The organism is Pseudomonas sp. GM102 (genome assembly GCF_000282555.1).
In the GTDB taxonomy this organism is placed as follows: Bacteria; Pseudomonadota; Gammaproteobacteria; order Pseudomonadales; family Pseudomonadaceae; genus Aquipseudomonas.
Genome location: NZ_AKJB01000064.1, coordinates 44,276 through 58,113, shown reverse-complemented (window position 1 = coordinate 58,113; position 13,838 = coordinate 44,276). Strand labels below are relative to the sequence as shown.

General features: G+C 59.2%; 14 protein-coding genes. 9 read left to right on the top strand and 5 right to left on the bottom strand.

The window, feature by feature from the left end; translation table 11 throughout:
• Positions 1-2 precede the first annotated feature (2 nt).
• Together PMI18_RS12695 and PMI18_RS12700 are read right to left on the bottom strand one after the other, a co-directional pair.
• Positions 3-218, bottom strand: a complete 216-nt coding sequence (locus PMI18_RS12695) for a hypothetical protein (protein WP_007901966.1) — start codon at positions 216-218, stop codon at positions 3-5.
• 63 nt (positions 219-281) lie between these two features.
• Entirely contained in the window at positions 282-971 is a 690-nt protein-coding gene (locus PMI18_RS12700; protein ID WP_007901965.1) for an energy-coupling factor ABC transporter permease, read from the bottom strand.
• Between the two features lie 781 nt (positions 972-1,752).
• On the opposite strand from PMI18_RS12700, the gene PMI18_RS12705 reads away from it, so the two are divergent.
• The gene (locus PMI18_RS12705) at positions 1,753-1,995 is read left to right on the top strand and encodes a DUF2790 domain-containing protein (RefSeq protein WP_007901964.1); all 243 of its coding nucleotides are present in this window, start codon (positions 1,753-1,755) and stop codon (positions 1,993-1,995) included.
• A gap of 8 nt (positions 1,996-2,003) precedes the next feature.
• Here the strand turns inward: PMI18_RS12705 and PMI18_RS12710 are convergent, their stop codons facing one another.
• From PMI18_RS12710 to PMI18_RS12720, 3 genes are all read right to left on the bottom strand, one after another.
• The gene (locus PMI18_RS12710; protein ID WP_007901963.1) at positions 2,004-3,272 is read right to left on the bottom strand and encodes an OprD family porin; all 1,269 of its coding nucleotides are present in this window, start codon (positions 3,270-3,272) and stop codon (positions 2,004-2,006) included.
• A 99-nt stretch (positions 3,273-3,371) separates the two neighbouring features.
• The gene (locus PMI18_RS12715; protein WP_007901962.1) at positions 3,372-4,583 is read right to left on the bottom strand and encodes a benzoate/H(+) symporter BenE family transporter; all 1,212 of its coding nucleotides are present in this window, start codon (positions 4,581-4,583) and stop codon (positions 3,372-3,374) included.
• Between the two features lie 122 nt (positions 4,584-4,705).
• Positions 4,706-6,049, bottom strand: coding sequence for an MFS transporter (locus PMI18_RS12720; protein ID WP_007901961.1), 1,344 nt, complete (start codon positions 6,047-6,049; stop codon positions 4,706-4,708).
• Positions 6,050-6,379: 330 nt separating this feature from the next.
• Here PMI18_RS12720 and ppk2 point away from each other — a divergent pair, with 330 nt between their 5' ends.
• The 8 genes from ppk2 (at position 6,380) to PMI18_RS12760 (ending at position 13,820) form a co-directional block, all read left to right on the top strand.
• The gene (gene ppk2, locus PMI18_RS12725; protein ID WP_007901960.1) at positions 6,380-7,204 is read left to right on the top strand and encodes a polyphosphate kinase 2; all 825 of its coding nucleotides are present in this window, start codon (positions 6,380-6,382) and stop codon (positions 7,202-7,204) included.
• Between the two features lie 49 nt (positions 7,205-7,253).
• Entirely contained in the window at positions 7,254-9,032 is a 1,779-nt protein-coding gene (locus tag PMI18_RS12730) for a SulP family inorganic anion transporter (RefSeq protein WP_007901959.1), read from the top strand.
• A 105-nt stretch (positions 9,033-9,137) separates the two neighbouring features.
• On the top strand, positions 9,138-10,238 hold the full coding sequence (locus tag PMI18_RS12735; RefSeq protein WP_007901957.1) for an AI-2E family transporter: 1,101 nt from the start codon (positions 9,138-9,140) through the stop codon (positions 10,236-10,238).
• Between the two features lie 22 nt (positions 10,239-10,260).
• Positions 10,261-10,704, top strand: a complete 444-nt coding sequence (locus PMI18_RS12740) for a potassium channel family protein (protein WP_007901954.1) — start codon at positions 10,261-10,263, stop codon at positions 10,702-10,704.
• Positions 10,705-10,793: 89 nt separating this feature from the next.
• The gene (locus PMI18_RS12745; protein WP_007901952.1) at positions 10,794-11,420 is read left to right on the top strand and encodes a DUF1780 domain-containing protein; all 627 of its coding nucleotides are present in this window, start codon (positions 10,794-10,796) and stop codon (positions 11,418-11,420) included.
• A 153-nt stretch (positions 11,421-11,573) separates the two neighbouring features.
• Positions 11,574-11,747, top strand: a complete 174-nt coding sequence (locus PMI18_RS12750) for a DUF3094 domain-containing protein (RefSeq protein WP_007901951.1) — start codon at positions 11,574-11,576, stop codon at positions 11,745-11,747.
• Between the two features lie 60 nt (positions 11,748-11,807).
• Complete coding sequence (locus tag PMI18_RS12755) at positions 11,808-13,094, top strand: NAD(P)/FAD-dependent oxidoreductase (protein ID WP_007901948.1); 1,287 nt, start codon at positions 11,808-11,810, stop codon at positions 13,092-13,094.
• 324 nt (positions 13,095-13,418) lie between these two features.
• Positions 13,419-13,820: an HvfA family oxazolone/thioamide-modified RiPP metallophore gene (locus tag PMI18_RS12760; RefSeq protein ID WP_007901946.1), complete on the top strand. Its 402-nt coding sequence runs from the start codon at positions 13,419-13,421 to the stop codon at positions 13,818-13,820.
• The last annotated feature ends 18 nt before the right edge of the window (positions 13,821-13,838 follow it).

The following is a 13,838-nucleotide window of genomic DNA, read 5'->3' as shown; positions in this document are numbered from 1 at the left end:
CCTCAGGGCCGCATAAAGCCATAGTCCTGGCCCTCGTCGAGGTTCTCGGCGAGAAACCGCAACTCATCGGCCAGGTCTTCGACATTGCGTACCGCCTTGCTCTGCTGCACCACCGCACTGAGCAAGGCGCGCAGGCTCAATCCCGGATCGAAGCCCACCTCTTGCGCCATATCCAGACTCTGACGCAACTCCTGCCTGGCCCACTCATACACACTCATGCCATTGCTCCTGAAGGTTTTCCAGAGCATGGATTCGGCAACGTTTTTTGGGTTTGATGTGGATCAAGATTTGGGATCGTCGTCTTTCCAGGGCGCCGAAAGGTAGCGGGTGCGATTGAACGTCTCCAGCCATTCGGGGCAGAACACCACCAATGCACTGACCACCATGCCGTTGATAAACGCTTCCGGGAAAATCAGTAGCCACAGGTAGCCGACAAAATCTGTCAGCCAGTACGGCATGGCGAAACGTTCGTCATACCACAGCAGCGTGAGCGCCAGAGTCAGGCACAACAGGGCAGACAACGCAGCGGCAAAAAAACCGGAACAGAAGATATATACAAAGGGATTACGCGGCTGCGCGCGCTCGACCAGGATGGCGCAGCACTCGGTGACCAACACCGGCAGCAGGATCAGCAGCGCGCCGTTGACCCCCATGGCCGCCATGTCCTGCCGACCGAGCAGCACCAATCCCGCTTGCGCGACCAACCCGCCGACAATCGCCAACGGCCAATCCAGCAGTAACGTCACCGCCGTCATGCCGATGAAGTGATAGGACACGCCGGTATCAAAGTCCCGTCGCACCAGCCAGAGCATGAACAGGGCGAACACCGTGCCGAACAATAGATGCTGGCGGCGGCGATCGCTGAACAGTTCGACCCAGGGGGCTCGCGCAATGGCCCAGATCAGCACCGGTGCATAGATCAGCCACCCTACCGTCAGGGTTTCGGAGGACAGTAACTCGGCACCGATCATGGCTGGGCACACTCCCTTGTCTTGCCGAAAGAGGACAGGGCCTCAGTCTACACCGCCCTTCGACTTTGCTCTGGAGGGGTATTTTAGAATTGGGGGCGTATCCGTTTCTGCGGTAATGGCGGCTCTTTTCTGATCGTGTACATATCCGTTGCTGCGGTAACGGCGACTTATGGTTTCGCTCTTACAGCGAGTCACTTTCGAAAAGCGCGAAAGTAACCAAAGCGCTCTTGCCCCTTTCGTTCGGTGCCTCGCTTAGGCTCGGCATGCCCTCGCTCCGGTCCTGCTCCGTGGGCCCGCCGCGATCGGCCATCCATGGCCGTGCGCGGCTAACCCGGCATCCATGCCGGGTTGCCCACTGCGCAGAACCTCCGCTCGGCCTCTCGAGGGGGCGTGCACCGCAAAAGCAAAAGCGAGGCGGCCTACCGGCCGGCCTGACTTCAAGTGCACGCATTTCCCTGTAGGAGCTGTCGAGCGAAGCGAGGCTGCGATCTTTTGATCTTGCCGTGGCTCTGCTTTGGTTTTTGATCTTGATCTGCCCCTTTCCCTGAGGCCGAACGCAGGCGTTGCGCAGGGGGCTCCGCGGCATGGATACCGCGGTAGCCGCCCCCGCCGTAAGGGCGGAACCATAAGCAGCCATTACCGCAGAAACGGATATGTACCCGATCAAAAAGAACCAGCGATTGTTACGTTTTCTGTAAGGCTGAATCAGGCCGAGGCCCCTTTATCGGTCGTGGGCAAAGCCTAGAATTGAGACATCGGAATCAACACGGAGTACGGAAAAATGAAAACCTTGATCAACCTGTGTCTGACCCTCACCGCCACCTCGGCCCTGGCCGCCGGCAACGAGCCAGCCGCCACCTCGTACAACCCGGCGCAGCCGCTGGACATCGCCAAGGTGGTTTCAGTGACGAACACCGCAACCGCCTGCGGGGTTGTGCCTGCGACCATGGAATATGTCGATCATCAGGGCCAGACCCATCGCGTGACGTACGAAGTCATGGGTGACTGCACCACAGATCTGTGACCGCGGGCTCATAACAGCTCCCACGTGTAGCTGAGGATCAGGCGGTTTTCGTCGATATCACTGCGGTAGTTGGAACGCGCCATCACATTGCGAACACGGATGCCGAGGCCTTTAAGACTGCCGCTCTGCAGCACATAGCCGATATCCAGATCGCGCTCGCGGTCCTTGCCTTCAAAGCCCTTGCCGGTGTCAACGTTATTGCCGGTGATGTAGCGCACGGTGCTCGTCAGGCCGGGCATGCCGAGGGCCGCGAAGTCGTAGTCGTAACGTGCCTGCCAGGAGCGTTCATCGGTGTACGCGAACTCGTAGGTCGGCACTTCATTGCCCAGTGGCGAGATGTTGGCAAAGACTCGTGGGAAGGCGCTGTCGCCGAACATGCCCTGATAGCCGACATAAAACGTGTGGCCGCCGCGCTTGGCCGACAGCAAGGAGAAGAACGCCTGGTTGTCGATATTGCCCAGCAATTTTTTGCCGTCTTCGCGCGAATCGTAGTAGCCGAGGTTGGCACCCAGGGTCCAGTCGCCCATCGGCTGGCTGTGTTTGAGGCCGAGAAAGCGCTGGTTGTAGATATCTTCCAGTTGCCCGAACCAGGCACTGACCGAGCTGCGTTTGTCATTGAAGGCGTAGTCGGCGCCGGCAAAGTTGAAACCATCGCTGCTGACCTGACGCTGCGGAACATGACCGAGCATCGCTTGCATCTTTTCGTCGCCGGCCTCGTTGCGCAGGCTGGTTGAATTCAAGTGGCCGCCTTGCAAGGTCAGACCATCGATTTCACTGGAGCTGATGCTTGCGCCCTGATAGCTGGGCGGCAGTAGCCGGATATCGCTGAAGGCCAGCACCGGCACGTTGGGTTGCAACTCACCCACTTTCAGCTCGGTCTTGGAGTAACGCATCTTCAGCGCACCTTCCAGACGGCTGTAATCATCTGCCGCGCGACCATCATCATGCACCGGCAGCAAACCGGTATTGACCCGGTCCGGGCTGCTATCGAGTTTGAGGCCGAGCAGGCCGATGACATCCACACCAAAACCGACCGGGCCCTGGGTATAACCGGATTTGACATTGAGGATGAAGCCCTGCGCCCACTCTTCGGCCTTCGACTGTTGATTGGCCCCAACGATGTCGGAAAAGTCCCGGCTGAAGTAATAGTTACGCGCCTGCAAGGTGGCCGTGGTGTCTTCGATAAAGCCCCCCTCAGCGGCCATTACGCCACTGGAAAAACCCGAGACGACCGCCAGGGACAACACTGAACCGGTTGCTGGAAAAATCTGTTTCATCGCTGTTCTCTTATTGTTATTGATCGACAGGTTGAAGTGCGGATTCGCCGCGAGGGATGGTGAAAACGGATAAGAATCGGGTTTCGATTAACTACTCGATCAGCGCGCCCCCTCCTGCGCAGGAGCGGCTTGAGTCGCCGGCGCGGGACGCCGGGCACTCAACAGCACGTGCGTGAGCATGCCGAAAATCAGCCCCCAAAAAGCGGCGGACAAACCAAACAACGACATGCCCGAGGCGGTGGTGAGAAAGGTCACCAGCGCGGCTTCGCGATCACTCGGTACGGCCATTGCGCCGGCCAGCGCCCCGGCTATCGCCGCGAACAGCGCCAGCCCGGCCAGGGCTGCGATCAGCTCCTTGGGGAACGCCGAAAACAACGAAACCAGCGTGGCACCGAAGATCCCCAGCACCAGGTAACACAGCCCGCCCACTACTCCAGCCACATAGCGTTTGCGTGGATCTTCATGGGCCTCGCGACCGGTACAAATGGCCGCGGTAATCGCCGCCAGATTCAACCCGTGACAACCGAACGGCGCCAACAGCGCAGTGCCCAACGCGCTGCTGGCGATAATCGGGCCGGCTGGCGTTGGGTAGCCGCTGGCACGCAGCACCGCCATGCCGGGAACAAACTGGCCGGTCAGCGCCACCATCACCAGCGGCAAGGCGACATTCAGCGTCGCACTCAGGCTGAACGCGGGGGTGATCCATACCGGTGTGGCCAAACCGATCACCAGTGCTTCGCGGTGCAAATCACCGGCGAGAAACGCAATCGAACAGCCCACCAGCAGCACCATCAACACCGCATAGCGCGGCATCACCCGTTTGCAGATCAGGTACGTGGCAAACATCGCCAGCACCAGCAGTGGCTTGCCTTGCAGCGAAACGAACAACCCCGTGCCGAAGCTGAACAGAATCCCCGCCAGCATCGCAGCCGCAATCGCCCCGGGCAGTTTGCCGATGATCCGGTCAAACGCCCCCGACACCCCGACCAGAAAGATAATCAGGCTGCTGACCAGGTAAGCGCCCACCGCCTCCGGCATGGAGATCCCCGGCAACAGGGCCACCAGCAACGCCGAGCCCGGTGCCGACCACGCGATGATCACCGGGACGCGGTAACGCAGGCTCAAACCGATGCCGAGCACGGCGCTGCCGATGGAAATCGCCCAGACCCAGGACGACAACATTTCCCGCGAGAGGTGTGCGGTCTCGGCGGCCTGAAAGATGATCACCAAGGGGCCTGCGTAGGAAATCACCGTGGCGATAAATCCGGCGACGGCAGCAGACAGGGAAAAGTCCTGAAATAACGCTTTCATGAAACCTCGCCGCAAGACTCGTCAGGCGATCCGTGGCACAGGCCCGGTCGCTCTTGTTCGGAAAAATGTGTGGGGGACCCAGGCCGGCGACACGGCATGACGCCGTGCCGCCACTACCGGGTTCAGGCGCTGGTCGGCGCAAGCGTCTGGGTGGCACCTTTGGCGCTGCGTTGGCTGCTGATGGCGAACACGGTCATGGCGAGAGCGGCCACCGCACCGGGCAAGGCAAACGCCATGAAGTTCAGTTGCAGCGGCAGACTGATCCCCAGCAAGGCACCGCCCAGCAGCGGACCGACGATGGCGCCGTTGCGGCCGATGCCCGACGCCCAGCCCAAACCGGTGGAGCGAATGGTCATGGAGTAGAACTGCGCGGCGCAGGCGTACAACAGAATCTGCGAGCCTATGGTGGTGGCGCCGGCAAGGGCGATCAGCAGGTACAACACCGGCATCGGACTGTTGAAGCCCAGCAAGGTGATCGATACCGCAGCAACGACGAAGAACACCGCCAACACACACGGCAGGTTGAGCTTGTCGCCGAGTACGCCACCGCCGACCGCGCCGAAAATGGCACCGAAGTTGAGTACCAACAGGAACGACAGACTCGAGCCCAGGCTGTAACCGGCGTTGGCCATCAGTTTCGGCAGCCAGGAACTCAAGGCGTAGACCATCAGCAAGCAGCAGAAAAATGCCAGCCACAGCATCAGCGTGCGCAGCGCACGACCCTCGCGGAACAGTTGCAACACCGGGGTGCCGGTGCCCTTCACTTCGCTCATGTGCAACTGATCGCTGGCGAGTGCAACGTAAGCCGGGTCAACCCGCTCCAGAACGTTGCGCGCCTCTTGATTGCGCCCCTGACGCAGCATGAAACCCACCGATTCAGGCAGGAAGTACATGATCAACGGCAATAACAGCAACGGCAGTACCGCCACGTAAAACACTGACTGCCAGCCGAAACTGGGGATCAGCACGATGCCGAGCCCCGCCGAGAGCATGCCGCCCACCGAGTAACCGCTGAACATGATCGCCACCAGCGTGCTGCGGATTTTCTTCGGCGCGTACTCGTTCATCAGCGCCACGACATTGGGCATCACCCCGCCAATGCCCAGCCCGGCAATGAACCGGCAGAGGCCAAACTCGGTAGGGTTACGAGCAAAACCATTGAGCACGGTAAAACCGCTGAAGAGCATCACGCACAGGGTGATGGCTTTCTTGCGGCCAATCCTGTCCGACAGCGGGCCGAAAAACAGCGCCCCGAACATCATCCCGAACAGTGCATAACTTCCCAGCGCGCCGGCTTGCAGGGGACTGAGCCCCCACTCTTTCATCAGCATCGGCAACACCACGCCGTAGATCACCAAATCGTATCCGTCGAAGATGATGATCAGGGCGCACCAGAACAGCACCATCCAGTGAAAGCGGTTGAATCGAGCGTTGTCGATCACCTCATGTACGTCGATCTTGCGCATGGCATCTATCTCTTGTTGTTGTTGTTTTTTTAAGAGTCGGTAACGCGGCTAACGTCCGTACAGCCGAGGGTAGAGACGCCGGGCACAGGGCAATAGCCGCTTTGCGCAGATCGCTATCCGTTTTGTGCAATGCCCTGTAGCAACCCTGTAGAAGGTTGATTCATGGACTAGACTCACGCGGTTGGTGATGGAGTTGAACGTCAAGAGCAGAGGGCCGTCCACGACTGACGCCAGGTTTGCTCGAAGCAATGCGCGATCTGCAAGCTGATAGCTGCACCTGCAGGGTCTATCTATCGGCAGTCAGCTACTGGCATAGGTGAGGCTTGGGTCATGGCAAAGGACAAGAAGAAAACCCCTGTTAAAAGCAACTCCGCTGAACCCTTGAAACTGAAGAACAAAGACTATCTTGAGCAGTTACGCCGACTGCATGTCGAACTGGTCAAGTTGCAGGAATGGGTGAAACAAAAGGGCATCAAGATCTGTATCGTCTTCGAAGGGCGGGATGGCGCCGGCAAGGGTGGGACGATCAAGGCGCTCACTGAGAGGGTGAGCCCGCGTGTCTTTCGGGTGGTGGCGCTACCTGCACCGACCGATCGCGAGAAGAGCCAGATGTATATACAGCGCTACCTGGCGCACATGCCCGCGGCTGGCGAAGTGGTGATCTTCGATCGCAGTTGGTACAACCGCGCAGGGGTCGAGCGCGTGATGGGATTTTGTACCGATGAGCAGGTGACCCGTTTCCTGGCCCTGGCCCCCCTCATGGAACGCATGATGGTCGACTCGGGCGTCATGCTGTTCAAGTATTGGCTGGAAGTCAGCGAAGAGGAGCAGACTCGCCGGCTCGAGGCTCGGATCAAGGATGGCCGCAAAACCTGGAAACTGACGCCCATGGATCTCAAGTCATACAGCCGCTGGTATGACTACTCGCGCGCACGTGACGACATGTTCAAGTCGACCGACACCGATCATGCTCCGTGGCTTGTGGCCAACTCGAACGACAAGAAGCGGGCCCGCCTCAACATCATCTCTGATTTGCTCAGCCGTATTCCGTACAAGAATGTACCGCGCGAGAAGGTGATTTTGCCCAAACGGCAGAAATCAGGCGGCTATCGTGAACCGGATTATCCGCTGCGGCGAATTCCGGAAAAATTCTGACCGGCACGTTCAAGCGGATCTGCGCTGTACACCAAAGGGCCACAGTCCTATGAGCCATTCGGATGCTTCGCCTCCCGTCCCGGAACCGGGACGCATTGCCCCTCGCAACACCGGCGGCGATACCGGTTGGAGTCGTTGGCTGCCCGGACTACGCACGCTGCGCGGTTACAAAATAACCTGGTTGCGGCACGACCTCGTGGCCGGACTGGTGCTGACCACGATGTTGGTGCCTGTCGGCATCGCCTACGCGGTGGCATCGGGCGTACCCGGCATCTATGGCCTTTACGCGACCATCGTTCCGCTGCTCGCTTATGCGCTGTTCGGACCCAGCCGGATTCTGGTGCTGGGGCCGGATTCCTCGCTGGCTGCCGTCATTCTCGCCGTCGTCCTGCCACTGTCCGGCGGTGATCCGCATCGTGCCATCGCCCTTGCGAGCATGATGGCGATCGTATCGGGGGTGGTGTGCATCCTGGCCGGCATAGCGCGCTTGGGCTTTGTCACGGAGCTTCTTTCCAAACCGATCCGCTACGGGTACATGAACGGGATCGCGCTGACGGTATTGATCAGCCAACTGCCCAAGTTTTTCGGTTTTTCGATTGAATCCGATGGCCCGCTGAGAAACCTGTGGGCGATCACTACGGCGGTAATGGAAGGAAAAACCAACTGGACCGCCTTCATGGTCGGCGCAGGCACCTTGGCCGTGATTCTGCTGCTCAAGGGCAACAAACGCGTGCCGGGCATTCTGATCGCCGTGGCAGGGGCGACCATCGCCGTGGGTGTGCTGGACCTTGCAGCGCGTGCGGGAGTGTCAGTTCTTGGCTCTCTTCCGCAAGGCTTGCCTGCGTTCGCCATCCCCTGGATCACCCGCGATGACATCGTCCCCGTCCTGATCGGCGGCTGCGCCGTTGCCCTGGTTTCGTTCGCCGATACCAGCGTGCTCTCACGTGTCTATGCGGCGCGGACCCGCACCTATGTCGACCCGAACCAGGAAATGGTGGGCCTCGGCGTCGCCAACCTGGCCGCCGGATTTTTTCAGGGTTTTGCGATCAGCAGCAGTTCGTCACGTACGCCCGTGGCCGAGGCTGCAGGCGCCAAAACCCAGTTGACCGGCGTCATCGGCGCGCTTGCTGTTGCCTTACTGCTGGTGGTGGCACCAAACCTGTTGAAGGATTTACCTACCAGCGCACTGGCCGCGGTGGTGATCGCCTCGGCCATCGGCCTGATTGAGGTCACCGACCTGCGACGAATTTATCGAATCCAGCGTTGGGAGTTCTGGCTGTCAATTGTCTGCACCATCGGCGTGGCCGTGCTGGGTGCGATCGAGGGGATCGGCCTGGCCATCGTGATCGCCGTCATCGAATTTCTGTGGGATGGCTGGCGTCCTTACTCCGCAGTGCTGGGGCGCGCGGAAGGCGTCAAGGGTTATCACGACATCAAGCGCTATCCCGACGCACGCCTTGTACCCGGCCTGGTCCTGTTTCGCTGGGATGCGCCGTTGTTTTTCGCCAACGCCGAGTTGTTCCATGACCGAGTGCTGGACGCCGTGGCTGCATCGCCTACGCCCGTGCGCTGGCTGGTCGTTGCGGCGGAACCCGTCACCAGCGTGGACGTGACCTCCGCCGACATGTTGGCGGAACTGGACGAAACCTTGCACGCGGCGGGTATCAAGTTGTGCGTGGCCGAGATGAAGGACCCGGTCAAGGACAAGCTGAAGCGATTCGGGCTTTTTGCGCGGCTTGGCGAAACAGCGTTCTTTCCAACCATAGGTACTGCAGTCGACAGCTATCTGATGATTCATCCGGTGGATTGGGAGGACCAGGATCGCTGAGCGGCATCGGAAACACTCTGGCTCTCCTGCCGCTAGCACGTAGCCAGCCCGTCTATGCTGGACTTACCGAACGCAGCCTTTGCCACTCTCTACTGGAGGTAATCAATGGTTCCCACGCCCATGCTCGAAAAGATTTTTTCCCGGGATCTGCTCGATGTACTGATTCGTGCCGGAGTGATTGCCGTTCTGGTGATGTTCTGCTTTCAGATATTCAGCCCATTCCTCGACCTGATGCTGTGGTCGGTGATCCTGGCAATCACCCTCTACCCTTTGCAAGTCAGGTTCAAAAGCAAGCTGGGGAATAAAGACGGGATCACCGCGACGCTGATCGTATTGATCGTCATCAGTATTCTTATGGTGCCTATTTACCTTTTGGGAGCCTCGATTGCGGATTCCGTGGAGAGGGTCATGACCATGGTCAAAACCGACAGTTTCCATATTCCGCCACCCTCCGATGCGATAGCCAGCTGGCCACTGGTGGGCGAACCTCTTTATAACTTGTGGGCGCAAGCCACCACTGACCTGCCCGATCTGGCACACAAGTTCATGCCGCAGATCAAAGGTGTCAGCCTCTCCCTGCTGAGCAAGCTTGCGGGTGTCGGCATGGGGCTCCTTTTATTCATCGTCGCCCTGATTGTTGCCGGTATTTTTTTAGCGTACGGAGAAAGCGGCCATCGTAGCGCGGTGCAAATCGTTACGCGTTTCAGCGGTCCAATCAACGGGCCGAAAATCGCCGATCTGTGCACCGCAACCATCCGGGCAGTGGCGTTGGGGGTGGTCGGCATCGCGTTCATCCAGATGCTATTGGTGGGCATCGGCTTTGTATTCATGGGCGTTCCCGGCGCCGGTCTTCTCGCCTTGGCGGTGCTGCTGCTTGGCATCATGCAATTACCGGCCACCCTGATTACCCTTCCGGTCATCGTCTTTGTTTTCATGAGCGAAGGTGCCAGTACGGCGACCATTGTGTTTGCCATTTATGTCTTCATCGCGGGATTGGTCGATAACGTCCTCAAACCGCTTCTGCTGGGTCGTGGTGTCGATGTGCCGATGCCCGTGGTGCTGATCGGCGCCTTGGGCGGCATGGTCACGGGCGGTATCCTCGGCCTGTTTATCGGCCCTGTGATACTCGCGGTCGGCTATCAGCTGTTCTGGGAATGGGTGGATCAAGTACAAGAACCCGGGCCAGACAACCAGGGACAGACCTGACACGGCGGCAGAGGATATTCCCATGCTGTTGAATCTACTGGCCGGCCTTCCCGTGATGGTGTTCTGCCTGCTACTGCAAGCCATTTTCGTGACTATATGCCTGCGTCATTACGTGCATTTCAGGCATGCCCAACCCGCTGAATCGCAATGGCTGAATATCCTGTTGTTGTCGATGGTGATGCTGCTGATGCTGCTGAGTAATTTCGTGCAGATCGCCATCTGGGCCACGCTGTTCATGCTGCTCAATGAGTTCGAAGAATTCTCCACCGCGCTGTATCACTCGGCGGTCAACTTCGCCACGCTAGGCTACGGCGATATCATCATGTCCCCACGCTGGCGTCTGCTTGGCCCATTGGAGGCAGCCAACGGAATCCTGATGTTTGGTGTCTCCACCTCGGTGATGACCGCTGCCGTGATGGAGGTCATCAAACACAACATGGAGAGGCTAAAGCGTGAACACCCATAGGCATGCCAGAAAAAACGGGTAAGACTCTGTCTGAAGAAATCGCGGCAGACTTATTATTCAGATCACATTTGAACGCTAAGCTTGGGCCTATGGATGATTCAGATTATTTACGCCTGCTGACCATCGCGGCCGAGCAAGCCAACACGTTCCTCTCCAATGCCCGCAAATGGGAGCGTGAGCGTTGGGTTTGCCAGCGCCTGCTGCAAGGCCTGAACATTCCCTATCGCGCCGACGAATTTGCCCCCGCCGGGGAGCCGCCAGACGTATTGTTCCGCGACGCGAATTTCGAGGTGTTTTTCGTGCTCGACGAAGGTCGGCGCCTCAACGACGAATGGCGCGACGAGTTGCAACGTCGGCGCAGCGCGTTTTCCCTGAGCCAGCTAGTGCGCCGCGAGGCCAAGCCCCGGCGCATCCCGGCCAATGAATTTCTGCTGAGACTGGCGCCGACCTTGCGCAAAAAAGCCCACAACTACAAAGAGCGTGGCATGGACCTGGGGGATCTGGACATCATCGCCTTCGCCAGCCTCAAGCGCGAAGTGCTGGACCTCAACAGCCACTTTCCACCGCCCACCGAGTACCTGCGTCAGGGCTGGCGCTCGTTGTCGCTGGTCGGCCCGACCTTCGCCCGAGTGTTGTTCGCACACCCCGAGGCCCCGGATTTCCTGCGCAGCAACCTGGGTCGCAGCATCGTCTTCGATGTCGGGATCAGCCTGTGAGTCCGTTGCAGGAGTTGGTCGCCGAGTGTTACAAAGTGGAATCATTCGCCATTCCCGCCAGCAACTATGCTCCGTTCCATACCGGATAAGTCGCAACATCGCTGCGCGCTGTAGCGTCTACACATTCAGCAACGTCTACCTGACGAGGCCTTTATGACCAGCCGCCTGAACCCCGACGACCAGAAGCATGTCGAAGAGTACCTGAACCTGTCCCAACACCAAGTCGAGCGCCGGCCTTTCCGGCCGTGGATGCTCCTGGTGCTGGTGTTGGCAGTGACCATGGGTTTAGGCCTGTTGAGCCGACTTATCAGTTACCTGACGCTATGAGCTGCCTTGCGCTCGCTCGGTTGACTGCACCGATTTCTTTTAGCCTTGCGAGATATCCCCATGACTCATCGTATTGTCATCGTTGGCGGCGGCGCCGGCGGTCTGGAGTTGGCTACCCGTCTGGGTAAGACTCTGGGCAAGCGCGGCACGGCCAGTGTGATGCTGGTCGACGCGAACCTGACCCACATCTGGAAACCGCTGTTGCACGAAGTGGCGGCAGGTTCCCTGAACTCTTCCGAAGACGAACTCAACTATGTTGCCCAGGCAAAATGGAACCACTTCGAGTTCCAGCTGGGGCGCATGAGCGGGCTCGATCGCACACAGAAGAAAATCCAGCTGGCCGCCACCTACGACGAGGCAGGTCTGGAGCTGGTGCCGGCGCGCGAAGTGCCTTACGACTCGTTGGTGATTGCCGTCGGCAGCACCACCAACGACTTCGGCACTCAAGGCGCGGCGCAGCACTGTCTGTTCCTCGACACCCGCAAACAGGCCGAGCGCTTCCATCAGCAACTGCTCAATCACTACCTGCGCGCCCACGCCGGGCAAACCGACGCGGTGCAACAGATCAGCGTGGCCATCGTCGGCGCCGGTGCCACCGGGGTCGAACTGGCCGCGGAACTGCACAACGCCGCCCATGAACTCGCGGCCTATGGCCTGGACCGGATCAAACCGGAAAACATGCACATCACCCTGATCGAAGCCGGGCCACGAGTGCTCCCTGCGCTACCGGAGCGGATCGGCGGCCCTGTGCATAAAACCCTGGAGAAACTCGGGGTCAACGTCATGACCAATGCCGCGGTCAGCGAAGTGACGGCAGACAGCCCGATTACCGCCGATGGCCAGGTGATCAACGCCAGCCTGAAAGTCTGGGCCGCCGGGATTCGCGCGCCGGGTTTCCTCAAGGACATCGATGGCCTGGAAACCAACCGCATCAACCAGCTGCAAGTGCTGCCGACCCTGCAAACCACCCGCGACGAGAACATCTTCGCCTTCGGTGACTGCGCGGCCTGCCCACAACCGGGGGTGCCGCCGCGCGCCCAGGCTGCGCACCAGCAGGCTTCGTTGCTGGCCAAATCGCTGAAACTGCGGATCGAAGGCAAAGCCCTGCCGGAATACAAATACACCGACTATGGTTCACTGATTTCGCTGTCGCGTTTTTCGGCTGTGGGTAACTTGATGGGCAACCTGACCGGCAGCGTGATGCTCGAGGGCTGGCTGGCGCGGATGTTTTACGTGTCGCTGTATCGCATGCACCAGATGGCGTTGTATGGCGCATTCCGCACGGCGATGTTGATGCTCGGTAGCAAGATTGGGCGCGGGACTGAGCCGCGGCTGAAGCTGCATTAAGATTTTCGGCGTTACTTAGGGCCTCTTCGCGGGCAAGCCTCGCTCCCACAGGTTAAGTGTCGATCGACACATAACCTGTGGGAGCGTGGCTTGCCCGCGATGCAGGCGCCTCGGTCCAACTTCCAGGCACTTGTGTTTCTCACTGTATCTCCCCCCTGATTCCATCCCTTCGCTTACAAAGCCCCCCTTGCGCGACACAGTAGCGATACACCACGCCCGCTAAATGGCCACACCCGAGCAAGGCACTGCCTGCTTCGGTCATTGCCGCACTCACGTGGCGTCCTTTTATCGAGCGGTTGTGTCGTGCAACCCAGGAGATTTGTAATGTCCCGTACTCTCAGCAAAAACACCGTTGGCCTGCTCGGCGCTGTCCTGGCCGGTGGCATGATGTTGTCCGGTTCTGTCTTCGCTTCGCAGCCACTGACTCAAGGCTACCTGCTGGCCTCGGCGGAACAGGTCGTGAAAACGCCCGAAGGCAAATGTGGCGAAGGCAAGTGTGGCGATGCCTCGATGGCGAAAACCGATTCGGATGGCGACGGCAAGGTATCCCGTGCCGAATTTCTGAAAGTCGCGCCGAAGTCCAATTTTGACAAGATCGACACCAACCATGACGGCTTCATCGACGAGCAAGAGGCTTACGACAACGTAAAAGCCAACTTCGAAGCCAATGGCAAGAAAATGCCAAAAGGTCTGTTCGAGCACTTGAAAGACCAAGACGGCGCCTAAGCTTGCGAGAACAAAACC